The 13,968-nt window shown below is 70.7% G+C and carries 12 protein-coding genes; 6 read left to right on the top strand and 6 right to left on the bottom strand.

Annotation, left to right across the window (positions count from 1 at the left end):
• Positions 1-20: 20 nt before the first annotated feature.
• Positions 21-1,595: an FAD-binding oxidoreductase gene (locus ACLQ2O_RS02670; protein WP_425826765.1), complete on the top strand. Its 1,575-nt coding sequence runs from the start codon at positions 21-23 to the stop codon at positions 1,593-1,595.
• Here ACLQ2O_RS02670 and ACLQ2O_RS02665 read toward each other — a convergent pair.
• Positions 1,579-3,819: a PQQ-binding-like beta-propeller repeat protein gene (locus ACLQ2O_RS02665; protein WP_425826763.1), complete on the bottom strand. Its 2,241-nt coding sequence runs from the start codon at positions 3,817-3,819 to the stop codon at positions 1,579-1,581. The two genes, ACLQ2O_RS02670 and ACLQ2O_RS02665, sit on opposite strands and share 17 nt — an antisense overlap.
• 93 nt (positions 3,820-3,912) lie before the next feature.
• Here ACLQ2O_RS02665 and ACLQ2O_RS02660 point away from each other — a divergent pair, with 93 nt between their 5' ends.
• Genes ACLQ2O_RS02660 through ACLQ2O_RS02650 form a run of 3 tightly spaced genes read left to right on the top strand, consistent with a single transcriptional unit; the run spans position 3,913 to position 7,890 of the window.
• Positions 3,913-6,111, top strand: coding sequence for a discoidin domain-containing protein (locus ACLQ2O_RS02660; protein ID WP_425826761.1), 2,199 nt, complete (start codon positions 3,913-3,915; stop codon positions 6,109-6,111).
• 34 nt (positions 6,112-6,145) lie between these two features.
• The gene (locus tag ACLQ2O_RS02655) at positions 6,146-6,862 is read left to right on the top strand and encodes an SDR family NAD(P)-dependent oxidoreductase (RefSeq protein ID WP_425826759.1); all 717 of its coding nucleotides are present in this window, start codon (positions 6,146-6,148) and stop codon (positions 6,860-6,862) included.
• The gene (locus ACLQ2O_RS02650; protein ID WP_425826757.1) at positions 6,859-7,890 is read left to right on the top strand and encodes an S-adenosylmethionine:tRNA ribosyltransferase-isomerase; all 1,032 of its coding nucleotides are present in this window, start codon (positions 6,859-6,861) and stop codon (positions 7,888-7,890) included. The genes ACLQ2O_RS02655 and ACLQ2O_RS02650 overlap by 4 nt, the downstream gene beginning before the upstream one ends.
• A gap of 9 nt (positions 7,891-7,899) precedes the next feature.
• On the opposite strand, the gene ACLQ2O_RS02645 is transcribed toward ACLQ2O_RS02650, so the two are convergent.
• The 3 genes from ACLQ2O_RS02645 to ACLQ2O_RS02635 form a co-directional block, all read right to left on the bottom strand.
• The gene (locus ACLQ2O_RS02645) at positions 7,900-8,037 is read right to left on the bottom strand and encodes a hypothetical protein (RefSeq protein ID WP_425826755.1); all 138 of its coding nucleotides are present in this window, start codon (positions 8,035-8,037) and stop codon (positions 7,900-7,902) included.
• A gap of 159 nt (positions 8,038-8,196) precedes the next feature.
• The gene (locus tag ACLQ2O_RS02640; RefSeq protein ID WP_425826753.1) at positions 8,197-9,132 is read right to left on the bottom strand and encodes an aldo/keto reductase; all 936 of its coding nucleotides are present in this window, start codon (positions 9,130-9,132) and stop codon (positions 8,197-8,199) included.
• Entirely contained in the window at positions 9,132-9,728 is a 597-nt protein-coding gene (locus tag ACLQ2O_RS02635) for a TetR/AcrR family transcriptional regulator (protein WP_425826751.1), read from the bottom strand. Before ACLQ2O_RS02635 ends, ACLQ2O_RS02640 begins: the two co-directional genes overlap by 1 nt.
• 96 nt (positions 9,729-9,824) lie before the next feature.
• On the opposite strand from ACLQ2O_RS02635, the gene ACLQ2O_RS02630 reads away from it, so the two are divergent.
• Together ACLQ2O_RS02630 and ACLQ2O_RS02625 are read left to right on the top strand one after the other, a co-directional pair.
• The gene (locus tag ACLQ2O_RS02630; RefSeq protein ID WP_425826749.1) at positions 9,825-10,238 is read left to right on the top strand and encodes a PPOX class F420-dependent oxidoreductase; all 414 of its coding nucleotides are present in this window, start codon (positions 9,825-9,827) and stop codon (positions 10,236-10,238) included.
• Between the two features lies 1 nt (position 10,239).
• Positions 10,240-10,815 (top strand): NADPH-dependent FMN reductase, encoded by a 576-nt coding sequence (locus tag ACLQ2O_RS02625; RefSeq protein ID WP_425826747.1) that lies wholly within the window; start codon positions 10,240-10,242, stop codon positions 10,813-10,815.
• On the opposite strand, the gene ACLQ2O_RS02620 is transcribed toward ACLQ2O_RS02625, so the two are convergent.
• Positions 10,812-11,576 carry a sugar phosphate isomerase/epimerase family protein gene (locus tag ACLQ2O_RS02620; protein WP_425826745.1) on the bottom strand — a complete coding sequence of 255 codons (765 nt, stop codon included), beginning with the start codon at positions 11,574-11,576 and terminating at the stop codon, positions 10,812-10,814. The two genes, ACLQ2O_RS02625 and ACLQ2O_RS02620, sit on opposite strands and share 4 nt — an antisense overlap.
• A gap of 103 nt (positions 11,577-11,679) precedes the next feature.
• Positions 11,680-13,914 carry a DUF4328 domain-containing protein gene (locus ACLQ2O_RS02615; protein ID WP_425826743.1) on the bottom strand — a complete coding sequence of 745 codons (2,235 nt, stop codon included), beginning with the start codon at positions 13,912-13,914 and terminating at the stop codon, positions 11,680-11,682.
• Positions 13,915-13,968 lie beyond the last annotated feature (54 nt).

The following is a 13,968-nucleotide window of genomic DNA, read 5'->3' as shown; positions in this document are numbered from 1 at the left end:
CCACCGATGGGGAGTGCCGAATGACCGAGTCCGACCTACCGGTGGTGCAACTCACGCCCGGCCGCTGGGGTGACCCGGCGGCGACGACCGAGATCCCCGAAGCAGCCCTCGCCGCACTGAAGCACTTGGGGGTACGACGTACTGCTGCCTCTGTGCCGGAGGAACCAGCAGTTGAAGGCTCTGCCCCGGACGTCCTGGTCGAGCTGCTAGGTGCCGACTACGTCAAGGTCGACGGTGAGACTCGGTGGGCTCACACTCGCGGCTACTCCACTCCCGATCTCCTGCGGAGCCGGGCCGGGGATCGGGCGGACATGCCGGACGCCGTCGTGTTTCCGGGGTCGCACGAGGACGTGCTGGCGGTGCTCCGGGCGTGTTCCGAGTTGAGGGTCGCGGTCGTGCCGTACGCGGGCGGGACGTCCGTGGTCGGTGGGCTGGCGCCGGACAGATCCTTCGTCGCGGTGGATCTGCGGCGACTGGAGCAGGTCGGGGAGATCGACGCGGTCTCGCGGACCGTGCGGCTGGAGGCCGGCGTCCGGGGGACGGCGGCGGAGGCGGCGCTCAAGGAGCACGGCTACACGCTCGGGCACTTCCCGCAGTCCTACGAGGGCGCCTCGATCGGTGGCTATGCGGCGACGCGGTCGAGCGGGCAGTCGTCGGCGGGGTACGGGCGGTTCGACCAGATGGTGGTGGGCGTGACCGTGGCGACACCCCGCGGAACGATCGAGCTGGGACGCGCGCCGATGTCCGCGGCAGGGCCCGATCTGCGGCAGCTGTGGCTCGGGTCGGAGGGAGCGCTCGGGATCATCACCTCGGTAGTCGTGCGGATCCGTCCGCGCCCGGTCGAGCGGTTCTTCGAGGGCTGGCGGTTCGCCGACTTCCGGCAGGGGCTCGACGCGATCCGCCGGCTCGCGCAGGACGGGCCGTTGCCGACCGTGCTGCGGCTGTCCGACGAGGCCGAGACCGCGGTGAACCTGGCCGATCCCGAGGTGCTCGGTGGAGCGAGCGGCGTCCAGGTGATCGTCGGTTTCGAGGGCACGGCGACCGCCGTACGGCGTGCTGCCGTCGCCGAGGTGCTCGCCGACGAAGGCGGTGAGCCGCTCGGTGAGGAGCCGGGCGAGACCTGGCGCAAGGGCCGCTACCGCGCGCCGTACCTGCGTGATCCGCTGCTCGACGAGGGCGCGCTGGTGGAGACCTTGGAGACGGCAGGCTTCTGGTCGAAGCTCCCCGACCTCAAGGCCGCCGTGACGGATGCGCTGGTGGAGTCGCTCAGCGGGACACCGCCGCTGGTGCTCTGCCACGTGTCCCACGTGTACGAGACCGGCGCCTCGCTCTACTTCACGGTCGTCTGTGCACAGGCCGACGACCCGGTCGCTCAGTGGCGGCAGGCCAAAACAGCAGCCAGTACGGCGATCGCAGCGGCCGGCGGGACGATCACCCACCACCACGGCGTCGGGACCGACCACCGTGACGCGTACGCCGCCGAGATCGGTGCGCTCGCGATCGAGAGCCTGCAAGCGGTCAAGCGGGTGGTCGACCCGAACAACGTCCTCAGCCCCGGGATCCTCCTCCCCGAAAGTGCTACCGCAGAGCGATGATCGTGTCCCGCCCCGAGACCAGGACCTGGTTGCCGACCGTCTGGAGGCCGCGGCCGCAGACGACCTCCTCCGGGAGCGTCACCTGCCGCTGCCCGGACTCACCGATCACGGTCAGCACACAGTTGCTCTTGACGTCGTCGAGCGACACCACCCGGCCGTCGGTGGTGACCTTCGAGTGCATGCCGAGCTGGGCCGGGACCGTGCGCTGCCAGGCCGTCCGACCGGTCTCGCCATCGAGCACCGTCGCCACGACCGCGGTCCGCTCGGCCGCCTTGGAAGGGCAGTTCAGCAGCATGACCTGGCGGCCGGCTTTCTCCAGCCTGGTGCCGCAGGCCCAGGCCTCGGGCACGTCCCAGCGCCACTTGACCTCACCGGTCCGCGCCTCGACGCCGATCACCGTGGCCTGCGTCTTAGACGTCGACTCCACCACGACGATCAGACCGCCGATCGTCAGCTGGTCGTCGCTCCTCCAGTTGTTCGAGCGTTTCCACAGCTCCTTGCCGCTCTTCAGGTCCAGCCCGACGCTCTCGTCGGGCTCCTTTCCGCAACTGCGGTTGAGGAACGCCACCGCGGTGTCCGCCGTCGCCGTGGCGCCGATGCTGGTGCACCGGCCCGGCTCGAAGGTCCAGCGCGTCCCGCCCTTCTCGTCCACGCCGCGCAGCTTGTCCGAGCCCTTGGAGACCTGCTCCCCGGTCAGCAGCGGGTCGGCGTTCTCGAGGGTGTTGTCCTCGTCGCGCGGCCAGTGCCCAGTCGCGCGGTGGCCCGTCGACGCGTCGAGCAGCAGGTAGCCGAGCCGGTCGAAGTTCACGAGCAGGAGCCGGCCGTCTCCGGTGGCGGCCAGCTTGGGACGCACGTCCACGTCCGACCGGGTGTGCTTCCAGCGGACGTCGCCGGTCGCGGGGTCGAGCATCTCGATCGTGCCGGTCTGCCGCGAGATCGCGATGCCGTACCGGGTCGTCACCGCCGCGCTGACCGCCTCCGCCCGCAGCGACGTGCTCGGGCTGACCCAGGCGATCCGGCCGTCCAGCTCGGACCGGGGTGTCGCGGCGTCGCTGCCGCCCGATCCGGTCACCCGCTCGTTCGCCTGCAGCAGGTAGCTCTGCCCGACCGGAGCGGCGACGAAGACGGTCAGGACGACGATCACCACCGCGGCAGCGACGCCGGCGAGCACCTGACCCCGGCCGGCGGCCGGGACCGGCCCGCCCAGCGACGCCGACACGAACGCGGCGATCCCGCTCAGCAGGAGCAGGGTCAGCGCGACGATCACCAGCGGAACCCGGCCGCCAGGTCCGTTGGACGACGTCGTGGCCGGGATGCGCAGCACCGCGATCACCAGCGCCACGACCGCGGTCGCGACCACCGCGCCGGTGACCACCTTGGCGGGTCGGCCGTTCCTCCGCGCGAAGCGGTAGAGCAGCGGGACGGTGCCGAGCGCGACCACACAGAGCACCACGGACAGCCAGGGCGAAGCGGAGTCCGAGCGCGCGGACGCCTCCCACGGAGTGTCGGAGGCGCCGAAGCTCGCGAGAGCGGCGAGCAACGGACCGATCAGGACGACACCGATCAGCGCTGCCCGCTGCCAGCCACGCCAAGGAGCCGGGATCTCCCCGTCCAGTACGGCGAACTCCCGCGTCAGGTTCACCCGCGCCGGGGCGTCGAAGTGGTCCCGGCCGAGCTGCGTCCGGTAGATCGGCCGCTCGAGCAGTGCGCCGACCAGCGCGTGCCGCTGCTTGACCGTCGTCGCGCGGTCGTCGCTGTCGCGGCGGAGCTCGGACGCGTGAACGGCGTAGTCGGCGGTGGCCGGCGTCGCGTTGACGGCGTCGAGCAGAACGTCGGCGTTCGGGTCGGCGGGGCTTTCCGCGTCGATCGGGGGCTGCGCGGCGGTGAGCCGGACCAGACGTGCGACCTCAGCGGTCCGCGCCGCGGTCACGCCGTACGTCGGGAGCTTCTGCGCGGCGAGCTCGGCGGAGGCCTCCGCATCCGCGACGGCGTGATCCCCAGGGGTGTGGACCGCCTTGTGGAACCAGGCGGCGAGGTACACGGCCGTCGGATCGGTGCTGAGCTGGTCGAGCGTGCCGAGGGCGTCGAGGACCCGCTGCAAGTACTGGTCGCGGTAGGCCCGGCGGTCGCCCGCGCGGTAGCGCTCGGCCAGGTCGTCGGCCAGTTCGGCCGCGCCTGGGATGAGGTCGTTCCACCGTTCGCGTAGCCCCGTCACCCGCGACATAGTGACAGGTCATGGTGTCTGTAGGTATTTTGCGTAAAAGCGTCAAATATTTGAATAAAAATCCTCATCCTTACCGCCCCAAGGAAGGTGCTCATGTCCGCCCCCAGACATCTCGCCGCGCTGGCTGTCGCCACGACCGCTCTCGCCGGCGTCAGCCTGTCCCCCGCAGCAGCAGCAGCCCCCACCGCACGAGCCGTCGTCCAGGCCGTCGGCGCGACCCTCCCCTTCACCATCGTCGAGGCCGAGAGCTCGGCCACCAACGGCAGCAAGATCGGCCCGAGCTACGCCCAGGGCACGCTCGCCGCCGAGGCCTCGAACCGCCAGGCCGTCACGCTCAACGGCGGCCAGTACGTCGAGTTCACCGCGCCGGCCACCACCAACGCGATCACGGTCGCGTACTCCGTTCCGGACGGCCGGACCGGCACGCTGTCGGTGTACGTCGACGGGCAGAAGCTGTCGCAGCAGCTCGCCGTGACCTCGAAGTACAGCTACGTCGACACCGGCTGGATCGCCGGGTCCCGCACCCACAAGCTCTACGACCACGCCCGGCTCCAGCTCGGCCGGACCGTGAACGCCGGCGCGAAGATCAAGCTGCAGGTCGACGGCGAGAACACCGCCGGCCCGTACACGATCGACGACGTCGAGTTCGAGAACGTGGCCGGCCCGGCCGGTCAGCCCGGTGGCTCGATCTCGATCACCGACCGCGGCGCCGACCCGAACGGCACCAACGACTCCACCGGCGCGATCCAGAGCGCCATCGACGCCGCCCGCGGTGCTGGTGGAACCGTGTGGATCCCGGCCGGCCGGTTCAAGGTCGGCGGCACGATCAACCCCGACGGCGTGACGATCCGCGGCGCCGGCCGCTGGCACTCGGTGCTGCTCAGTCACCACCTGATCGACCGCCCGAACGGCGGCGGCAACGTGAAGCTGCACGACTTCGCGGTGATCGGCGAGGTGACCGAGCGCAACGACAACTCGCCGGACAACTTCGTCAACGGCAGCCTCGGCCCGAACTCGGTGGTCTCCGGCCTGTGGCTGCAGCATCTCAAGGTCGGGCTCTGGCTGACCGGCAACAACGACAACCTGGTGGTCGAGAACAACCGCTTCTACGACATGACCGCCGACGGGCTGAACCTGAACGGTACGGCGTACAACGCGCAGATCCGGAACAACTACCTGCGCAACCAGGGTGACGACGCGCTCGCCGCCTGGTCGCTGAACGCGGCCAACCGCGGCTCGACCTTCGCCAGCAACACGATCGTGCAGCCGAACCTGGCGAACGGCATCGCGATCTACGGCGGCACCGACATGACGGTCAGGGACAACCTGATCGCCGACACCAACGCGCTCGGCGGTGGCATCGCGATCTCGAACCAGTCGTTCGGTTCGCCGTTCTTCCCGCTGGCCGGGACGATCACGGTCTCCGGCAACACCCTGCTCCGGACCGGGTCGATGAACCCGAACTGGGGCCAGAACCACCCGCACGGCGCGATCCGCGTCGACGCGTACGACAGCCAGATCAACGCGCAGGTGCGGCTGACGAACAACCGGCTGGTTGCCAGCCCGTGGTCGGCGTACCAGTTCGTGGACGGTGGGGGCGCCGGGCGTCCGGTGCAGAACGTCACGGTCGACGGCGGTTCGATCGAGGGCGCCGGGACGTTCGCGTTCCAGGCCGAGACGACCGGGTCCGCGGCGGTCAGCAACGTCCGGGCCAGCGGGGTCGGCCGGGCCGGCGTCTACAACTGCGCCTACCCCGGCGGCACCTTCGCGCTGAACCGCGGTTCCGGCAACAGCGGCTGGGACTCGACGTGGAGCGGCTGCAACTGGGTCGCGCCGGGCACGGGCGGCGGTACCGATCCCGGTACGCCGACCGGAAACCTTGCCGCAGGCAAGCAGATCACGGCGACCAGCCAGGTGCAGAACTACACGGCGGGCAACACGGTCGACGGAAACGCCAACAGCTACTGGGAAAGCGCGAACAACGCGTGGCCGCAGGCGCTCACCGTCGACCTCAGCAGCAGCCAGACCGTCAAGCGGCTGGTGCTGAAGCTCCCGCCGAGCTCGGCCTGGGGCACCCGAAGCCAGACCGTCGCGGTGCTCGGCAGCACCAACAACTCGTCGTACACGCAGCTGGCCGGTGCGGCCGGTCGCACCTTCGACCCCGGCTCGGGCAACACCGCGACGATCACCTTGCCGAGTGCCGTCTCCACCCGCTATGTCCGGCTCACCTTCACCGGGAACACCGGGTGGCCGGCCGGGCAGCTGTCGGAGTACGAGGTGTACAGCTCTTGACCTAAAGTCGACTTGAGGTAACACAGTGATCGGCATGACTCCTTCGCAGAATCGTCCTGTTGCTGTTGTCACCGGAGCGTCGGCCGGCCTCGGGCTGGCGCTCGCGCAGGGGCTCGCCGAGCGTGGATGGTCGCTGATCATCGACGCTCGGGGAGCCGACGCGCTGAAGGACGCGGCCGACCAGTTGGCCGCCACGACCGACGTCGTCCCGCTGGCCGGCGACGTCACCGACGCCGAGCACCGCGCCGACCTGGTCGACGCCGTCGGCGAGCTCGGCCGGCTCGATCTGCTGGTCAACAACGCGAGCTACCTCGGACCGAGTCCGTTGCAGCGGTTGGCCGGCGCCGATCTCGACGAGCTGCGCCGGGTGTACGAGGTCGACGTGATCGCGCCGATCGCGCTGGCCCAGGCGCTGATTCCCGAACTGGGCAAGGCGAACGGGATCGTGCTGAACGTCAGCTCCGACGCGGCCGTCGAGGCCTACGAAGGCTGGGGCGGCTACGGCTCGGCGAAGGCCGCGCTGGATCATGCGAGCGCCGTCCTGGCGGCGGAGCATCCCGAGCTCGCCGTCTACGCCGTCGACCCGGGTGACCTGCGGACCGCGATGCACCAGGCGGCCTTCCCGGGCGAGGACATCTCGGACCGGCCGGAGCCGGCGGCCGTCGTACCGGCTCTGCTGGCGCTGCTGGACGGACGGCCGGCGAGTGGTCGCTACCGCGCTTCGGAGTTCGCACCGGTGGTGGCCTCGTGAAGGTCCATCCACAGACGCGGTTCACGCTGCCCGACGAGCTGAACGCGATCGAGCCGCCGGAGGCGCGCGGGCTGGCCCGGGACCAGGTGAAGCTGCTGGTAGCGGAGGGGTCGACCGTACGGCACACCCGGTTCGACCGGATCGGCGAGCACCTGCGGCCGGGGGATCTCCTGCTGGTGAACACTTCCGGCACCCTGGCCGCGGCCGTCGACGGTTGCTGGATCACCGGCTCGGGAGTGGCACCTGTCGTGGTGCACTTCTCGACAGCGCTCGACGACGGCACCTGGGTGGTCGAGCTGCGCAGTGGTGGCTCACCGATGCTCGGTGGCGCGACCGGTGACCAGGTGGAGCTGCCGGACGGCGTACTGACTCTGCTGGCGCCGTACCAGGAAGGCTCGACGCGACTGTGGCGAGCACAGCCGCCGGTGGCCGACGTGGTCGAGTACCTGCGCAGGCACGGGCGGCCGATCACCTACAAGTACGTCGACCGGCAGTGGCCGCTCGCGCTCTACCAGACCGTGTTCGCCAGTCAGCCGGGCTCGGCGGAGATGCCCAGTGCGGGCAGGCCGTTCAGCTTCGAGCTGGTCAGTCAGCTGGCGGCGGCCGGCGTACTGATCGCGCCGATCCTGTTGCACTGCGGGGTTTCGTCGCTGGAGAGCCACGAACCGCCGCTCCCTGAGCGGTACGCCGTACCGGAGCACACCGCGCGGCTCGTCAACTGGGTCAAGGCGAACGGCGGCCGGGTGATCGGTGTCGGGACCACCGCGGTCCGTGCGATCGAGTCGGCCGCACTCCCGAGCGGAGCGGTGCTCGCGTCGAGTGGCTGGACCGATCTGGTCCTCGGACCCGACCGGCCCGCGTCGGTCGTCGACGGACTGATCACCGGCATGCACGCACCCGAGGCGTCCCACCTGCTCCTGCTGGAGTCCGTCGCCGGAGGCGCCGTCGTGCAGCAGGCGTACGACGCGGCGCTGGAGCAGCACTACCTGTGGCACGAGTTCGGTGACGTGTGCCTGATGCTGCGCTGACCGGCGCGCTCAGCCCTTGTCGGCCTCGACCGCCGGCTCGGTCTCCCCCGGCTGCCCGACCTCGGTCAGGTCGGCCGGGGGTTCCGTCGCGGGCGGTCCGCCCTCGTTGCCCGGCCGGGCCCGCTTGTCCACGGCCCGCGGGCTCATCCGACCCACCACCGCACGCTGGCAGTACTCATCGCGAATGTCCTTACCTGCAAGGTCCCCCGTCGGGACTTCACTCCATTGACGAGTGAGAAGTGCCCATCGTCATGCGCGATGACAGACTGAATCAGAATTGTGGCCTAGGCCCGTTCGGTTTCGATTTCAACGGCCTTCGACCCGATCCGGCCCGAGCATGTCCGGAACGAGGAAGTCGCCGGGGAACCCGAGCCTGAATCCGGTCGCTGCCTCCAGCCGCGCGACCGCCTCGCCAGGGAGCTGAAGCTCGAGCCCGGCCAGCAGGTCCGACAGCTGCCGCGCAGAGCTCGCCCCGGCCAGCGGATGGATCGCCCGCGAGTGGGCCCGCGTCCACGCCAGTGCGACCTGCGCCGGTGTCGCGTCCAGCTCCGCGGCGACGTCCTTCAGCGTGCTCAGTACGGCGCGCTCGCGGTCGTTCTCGCCGACGGCGTCGGCACGGGCGAGCTTGCCCTGGCCGAGCGGAGCCCAGGCGGCGACCGTCATGCCGAACGCCTCGGCCATCGGCAGCAGCTCCCGCTCGATGTCGCGCTGCAGCAGGTTGTACGGGACCTGCAGCCCGGCGAACGGCGTCCAGTCGCGCCACTCCGCCAGGGTGTTCGCCCGCGACACGACCCAGGCCGGCGCGTCCGAGATCCCGGCGTACAGGAGCTTGCCGGCGCGGACGGCGTCGTCGAGCGCGCGTTGGGTCTCCTCGATCGGGGTGTGCCGGTCCCAGAAGTGCACCCAGTAGATGTCCAGGTAGTCGGTCCGCAGCCGGCGCAGGCTCGACTCCAGCGCGAGCGTGAGGTTCTTGCGGTGGTTGCCGGTCGCGTTGACGTCGGACTCGTCGCGGGACAGTGAGTACTTCGACGCCAGCACGAAGCGGTCCCGGCGACCGGCCAGCACCTTGCCGACGACGTCCTCGCTGGTGCCGTAGGCGTCGGCGGTGTCGATCACGTTGCCGCCGGCCTCGGCGTACTGGTTGATGATCTGGGTGGCCTGGTCGACGTCGCCGAAGCGCATCGCGCCCAGGAACAGCTCGGACACCCGGAGCCCGGTCCGGCCGAAGAGTCGGTAGCGCATCAGCGGCCGTACCCGTGCAAGAAGGCGTGGACTCCACTGGTGACGGTCTCGGACAACTCTTCCTCCGGGGTGCGGGAACGGTACGACGGATCGGTGCCGCTGATCAGGGCGGAGAAGTGCAGGGCGGCGCGGAGTGGATCGTCGAGGGTGAGCAGGCCGTCGGCGGCGAAGGCCTCGAAGCGGTCGGCGAGCGCACGGCGTACGGCGAGCGGGCCGGTCTGTTGCCAGGTCTCGATCACCTCCGCTGGGATGTGTCCGGTCTCGGCGTTGATCTGCCGGACCAGGGCCGAGTGCTCCACGTGGTCCGGGATCGGCGTCCGCCAGGCGATCCCGAAGGCGACCAGGTCCTTCTCGAGGTCGTCGACCGTGCCCAGGTGCCGGTCGATCAGCGCGAGCTGCGCGGCGGCGACGCCGGCCGCGCTGGTCTCGATCACGGAGGCGAACAGTCCGGCCTTGTCCCGGAAGTGGTTGTAGATCGTCCGGGTCGAGACCTGCGCCTCGGCGGCGATCACGTCGATGCTCGCCCGGGTGTAGCCGTCGCGGGCGAAGACCGTCCGGGCTCCGGTCAGTACGGCGGTGCGCTTGTCCACAGTCACCTCCAGCAGTGTCGGCGTCAGGAATGCAACGCCCGTTGTACTTGTTACAACGATCGTTGTACCTTATCCCTACACCACCTCTGAGGAGAACCCCCGATGTCCTTCACCGCGGAAGAGCTCGCCTACCTGAAGTCCCAGCCGCTGGCCCGGCTCGCCACCGTCGACGCCGACGGTCAGCCCGACGTCGTCCCGGTCGGACTGGAGTACGACGGCACGTACTTCTACATCGGCGGGCACGACCCCGCCCGCACCCGCAAGGTGCTGAACGTCCAGAACGGCCACGACCGGATCGCCTTCGTCGTCGACGACCTGGTGTCGCGCGACCCCTGGTCGCCGCGCTTCGTCCGGGTCTACGGCACCGCCGAGGTGATCGAGCGCGAAGGGCAGTTCGGCGCCGGCATCTACCTGCGGATCACACCGACCGTCAGCTGGAGCTGGCACCTCGACGGCCGCGCGGTCGAAGAGGCACCGCACGCCCCGCTCCGCACCGACCACCGTAAGGACGCCTGAGATGACCCGGATCGCGATCGTCGTCGGAAGTACCCGCCCGAGCCGCCGCGGCGCCGCCGTCGCGCAGTGGGTGCTGGAGAACGCTCGGCACGACGGCGTCACCTTCGAGCTGGTCGACCTGGCCGAGCTCGCGCTGCCGCTGCTCGACGAGGCCGTGCCGGCGAAGTTCGGCGAGTACCAGAACGCGCACACCAAGGAGTGGGCCGGGACGGTCGCGGCGTACGACGGGTTCGTGTTCGTCACCCCGGAGTACAACCACTCCGCGCCGGCGGCGCTGAAGAACGCCATCGACTACCTGTACGCCGAGTGGGTGGACAAGGCGGCCGGCTTCGTCGGCTACGGCACGCACGGCGCGCAGCGGGCGGTCGAGCACCTCCGGCTGACGCTCGGCGAGGTGAACGTCGCGGTGGTCGCGAGCCAGGTCGCGCTGTCGGTCTACACCGACTGGCAGATCGAGGACCCGCGCGAGCCGGGCGACTTCGTACCGGCCGCGCACCACCTCGAGCAGTTGCACGAGACCGTCGGCGAGGTCGTCCGCTGGGCCCGTGCCCTGCAGCCCCTCCGCCTTGCCGCCTAGCCGGCGATCCAGGCCTGCGTCGCGGGCAGGGCCTCGGACAGGGGTGGGAGCTCGGGGTGCCACTTGAGCTCCCACTCCAGCGAGAGCGGGTAGTCCGTGCCGTCCAGGGCTCGGAGCAGTTCACCGATCGGGTAGTCGCCGGCGCCCATCGCGACCGGCTTGTAGTCCCGCTGTGAGTCGTGGTCCTTGACCTGGACGAACTCGAGCCACGGCCGCAGCAGCTCGAGCGACTCGGCCGGCGTCTCGCCCTTGCGCCGGGTGTGCGCGGCGTCCCAGATCACCTTCGCGTTGTGGTCGGGGACCTCCCGGTCGAGCAGCGCGCAGAAGGCGGCGATGCTGCGGCCGGACGAGTGCGTGTCGTGGGTCTCCAGCAGCACGCTGACCTCGGTGGACGACTGCGCGACCCGGTCCATCGCCCGCAGCTCGCCCGGGGTCGGTTCACCCGTGGCCTCCGGGTCGTCGCGCATGAACACCCGGACGCCGCGGGCGCCGAGATCGTGCGCGAGCTCCAGGTGCTCGGCCAGCGGCTGCTCCTCGACGCCGCACAGGTGCACGTAGCTGTCGACCGCGAGGATCTCCAGCCCGGCGTCCTCGATCCGGGAGCGCAGCGTCCGGCGCTCGGCGGAGGTCAGCCCGATGTGGGTGAACTCTTCGTCGGCGGCCCGCAGCTCCAGGCCGGTGAACTGGTAGGTCCGGGCGAGTTCGAGGACGGTGTCGAGTGGTTCGCCGGCGCAGCCGAGCGTGGAGAAGGCCAGAGTCATACCCACCAACCTAGCGTGCAAGCGCTTTCCGCGCAGTACGTGAAAGAGGCCTGATCCCGGGGGGTCGGGATCAGGCCTCTTCGGGAGGGCCGGGGTCGGGTCGTCAGACCCAGCGGCGGCGGGGGTGGGTTCTCGGGGCGCTGTGCTCGCCGGTGTCCTCGCCGTCGGCCGGAGCAGGCGCCGGGTCGGCGGCCGGCGGCTCGGCGGGCTCGTACGAGTACGGCGCCTGGTAGTCCGGTTCGGCCGGCTGGGTGTAGTCGGTCGAGCTGTAGTCCGTCGGCGCGTAGCTGCTGCCGTCGTAGGACTCGGGTGCGTAGTTCGGGCTGTAGTCGTAGCTGGTGTCGGAGTAGCTCTGCGACGAGCTCGGCGAGCTGTAGGAGTCGTAGGTCGAGCTGTACGACTCGTACGTCGGCTCGGCCGGCTGCTGCGGGGCGTAGGACGAGTTGTAGTCCGAGTAGGTCGACTCCGTGTACGACGAGCTGTAGTCCGGGGTGTACGCCGTCTCGTAGCTCGACGGGACCGCCGGGGCGTCGTACGCCGCGTAGGTCGGCTCCGGCGCGTAGCTCGGCTCGGGGGTGTACGTGGGCTCCGGCGTGTAGGCGGCGGGCTCCGGGGTGTACGTCGGCTCCGGCCCGTACGACGGCACCGAAGGCAGCGGCTTCGACGGCGTGAGGTAGTCGTCGGTGTCCGCCTGGTAGCTCGGCTGCTGCGGTGCCGGCTCCTGGTAGACCGGCTCCGTGGGCTGAACCGTCGACGGGCTGTCCACCGCGACCCGAGCGGCCCGGCGACCGGCGCGCGCAACGGGTGCCGGCTCGGGCTCGGGCTCGGGTGCGGGGATCGGCGCCGACGACGTCAGGTAGTCGGACGAGGTCTCGTAGGAGTAGCCCTGCGCGTACGTCGACGACCAGGACGGCTCCGGGTCGGCGACCGGGGTCGGCTCGGGCTGGTACGCGTACGGGTCGGGCTGCGCGGCGGCCAGCGACTGCGGGGCGACCGTCTCGGCCTGCCAGCTCGGAAGCGGCGCCGACAGCAGGTCGTCGTTCGAGGTGGAGCCGTAGCTGCCGGTGTTGGCCCAGCTCGGCGACTCCAGACCCGCAGCGGTCTGCTGGTACGACGGGGTGGCCTCCTCGACCGGGCCCGGCTCGTCCCGCCAGGTCTCGACCGGGCTGAACTGCTCGGTGGCCGGGCCGGCGTCCTGCCAGCTCTCCGTGCCCGGCGCGAACGGGCTCCAGGCCGGTGCCTCGTCCTGGGCCGGAGCACTCGCCGCCGGCGCGAACGGCGAGCCGGTGGCTCCGCCGCTCACAGCCTCGGCAGCCAGGCCACCGGCCGCGGCCGCACCGAAGGGGCTCGCGCCGGATCCACCGCCGAAGGTGGTCTCGTTCGCCGCCGGGGCGTTGAACGGGTTGGCGCCCGCGGCGCCGCCGCCGAACGTCGTCTCGTTGGCGTACTGGTTCGGGGGCTGCTGGGTGTAGCCGGTCCGGCGTTCCGGGGAGCGTTCGAGGCGCAGGTTCGGGGCGGTCGCGATCGGCTCGGCGATCGGCTGCTGCTCGGAGGTGTCGTCCTCGGCGTACGTCGGGACGGCGGTCAGCTTCGGCTCGCGCTGGTCCCACCACGGGACCCACTCGCGGCCGGCCTGCATCGCGTTGATCTTGCGGATCACCATCATCGCGCCGACGGCGGCGACGCCGGTCAGCAGCAGCGACGCGGTGCCGGCCAGCGCGATCCCGCGCAGCGTGCCGACGGACGGGGCCATCCACATCAGGAACCGGCGCACCACGATGTCGAACGCGAGCGCGCCGACCCAGGTGATCCACCAGACCTGGGTGAGCAGCGGCGCCCGGAACCGGCGCAGGTCGTCGGCGTACACGGGGGTCTTCGGGTCGCTGGCGAGCCAGACGTCGTCGACGATCTGCTTGGGGTACCAGAGGTTGGGGCCGGGGCAGAACCAGCTGGCCAGGACCCAGCCGTGGCTGCGCCGGTGGTCGGCCTGGCAGAAGACCTCGGAGTTGACCCGCGCGCGCCACAGCCAGATCACGAAGACCACGGCGGCCGCGACGGAGACGATCACGTTCGGGATGGAGGTGAGCCGGGCGATCGTGTCGGCCCGGTTCAGGATCGCCATGTCGACGTCCGCGCCGTCGCCGAGGAACTGGCTGACCGCGTTGTAGGTGTTCCAGTCCGACCACGTGACCACGAGATGGGTCAGCGTGGACGCGAGCAGCAGACCGGTCGCGATCTTGCCGACGGTGCCGACCTGCTGGAACTCCTCAGCAGCATGTGGCTGCCACTCGTCGTGGTCTTCGACAGCGGAATAGACCGCCGTTTGCGGGTGGCTCACGTCGTGCGTCCCTCGCGTTGCTGGAACTCCGTCTGTTCGGCGTCTCGGTCGAAT

This window comes from Kribbella sp. DT2 (assembly GCF_049844575.1).
Taxonomy (GTDB): Bacteria; Actinomycetota; Actinomycetes; order Propionibacteriales; family Kribbellaceae; genus Kribbella.
Note: the sequence above shows the minus strand (reverse complement) of the source record. Positions and strands in the feature narration are given on the sequence as shown.

Excerpts from the sequence above, each read along its gene's own strand:
- ACLQ2O_RS02645 (WP_425826755.1), bottom strand. The coding sequence starts at position 8,037 with ATGAGCCCGCGGGCCGTGGACAAGCGGGCCCGGCCGGGCAACGAGGGC.
- ACLQ2O_RS02640 (WP_425826753.1), bottom strand. The coding sequence starts at position 9,132 with ATGCGCTACCGACTCTTCGGCCGGACCGGGCTCCGGGTGTCCGAGCTG.
- ACLQ2O_RS02660 (WP_425826761.1), top strand. The coding sequence starts at position 3,913 with ATGTCCGCCCCCAGACATCTCGCCGCGCTGGCTGTCGCCACGACCGCT.
- ACLQ2O_RS02670 (WP_425826765.1), top strand. The coding sequence starts at position 21 with ATGACCGAGTCCGACCTACCGGTGGTGCAACTCACGCCCGGCCGCTGG.
- ACLQ2O_RS02625 (WP_425826747.1), top strand. The coding sequence starts at position 10,240 with ATGACCCGGATCGCGATCGTCGTCGGAAGTACCCGCCCGAGCCGCCGC.
- ACLQ2O_RS02665 (WP_425826763.1), bottom strand. The coding sequence starts at position 3,819 with ATGTCGCGGGTGACGGGGCTACGCGAACGGTGGAACGACCTCATCCCA.
- ACLQ2O_RS02630 (WP_425826749.1), top strand. The coding sequence starts at position 9,825 with ATGTCCTTCACCGCGGAAGAGCTCGCCTACCTGAAGTCCCAGCCGCTG.
- ACLQ2O_RS02620 (WP_425826745.1), bottom strand. The coding sequence starts at position 11,576 with ATGACTCTGGCCTTCTCCACGCTCGGCTGCGCCGGCGAACCACTCGAC.
- ACLQ2O_RS02655 (WP_425826759.1), top strand. The coding sequence starts at position 6,146 with ATGACTCCTTCGCAGAATCGTCCTGTTGCTGTTGTCACCGGAGCGTCG.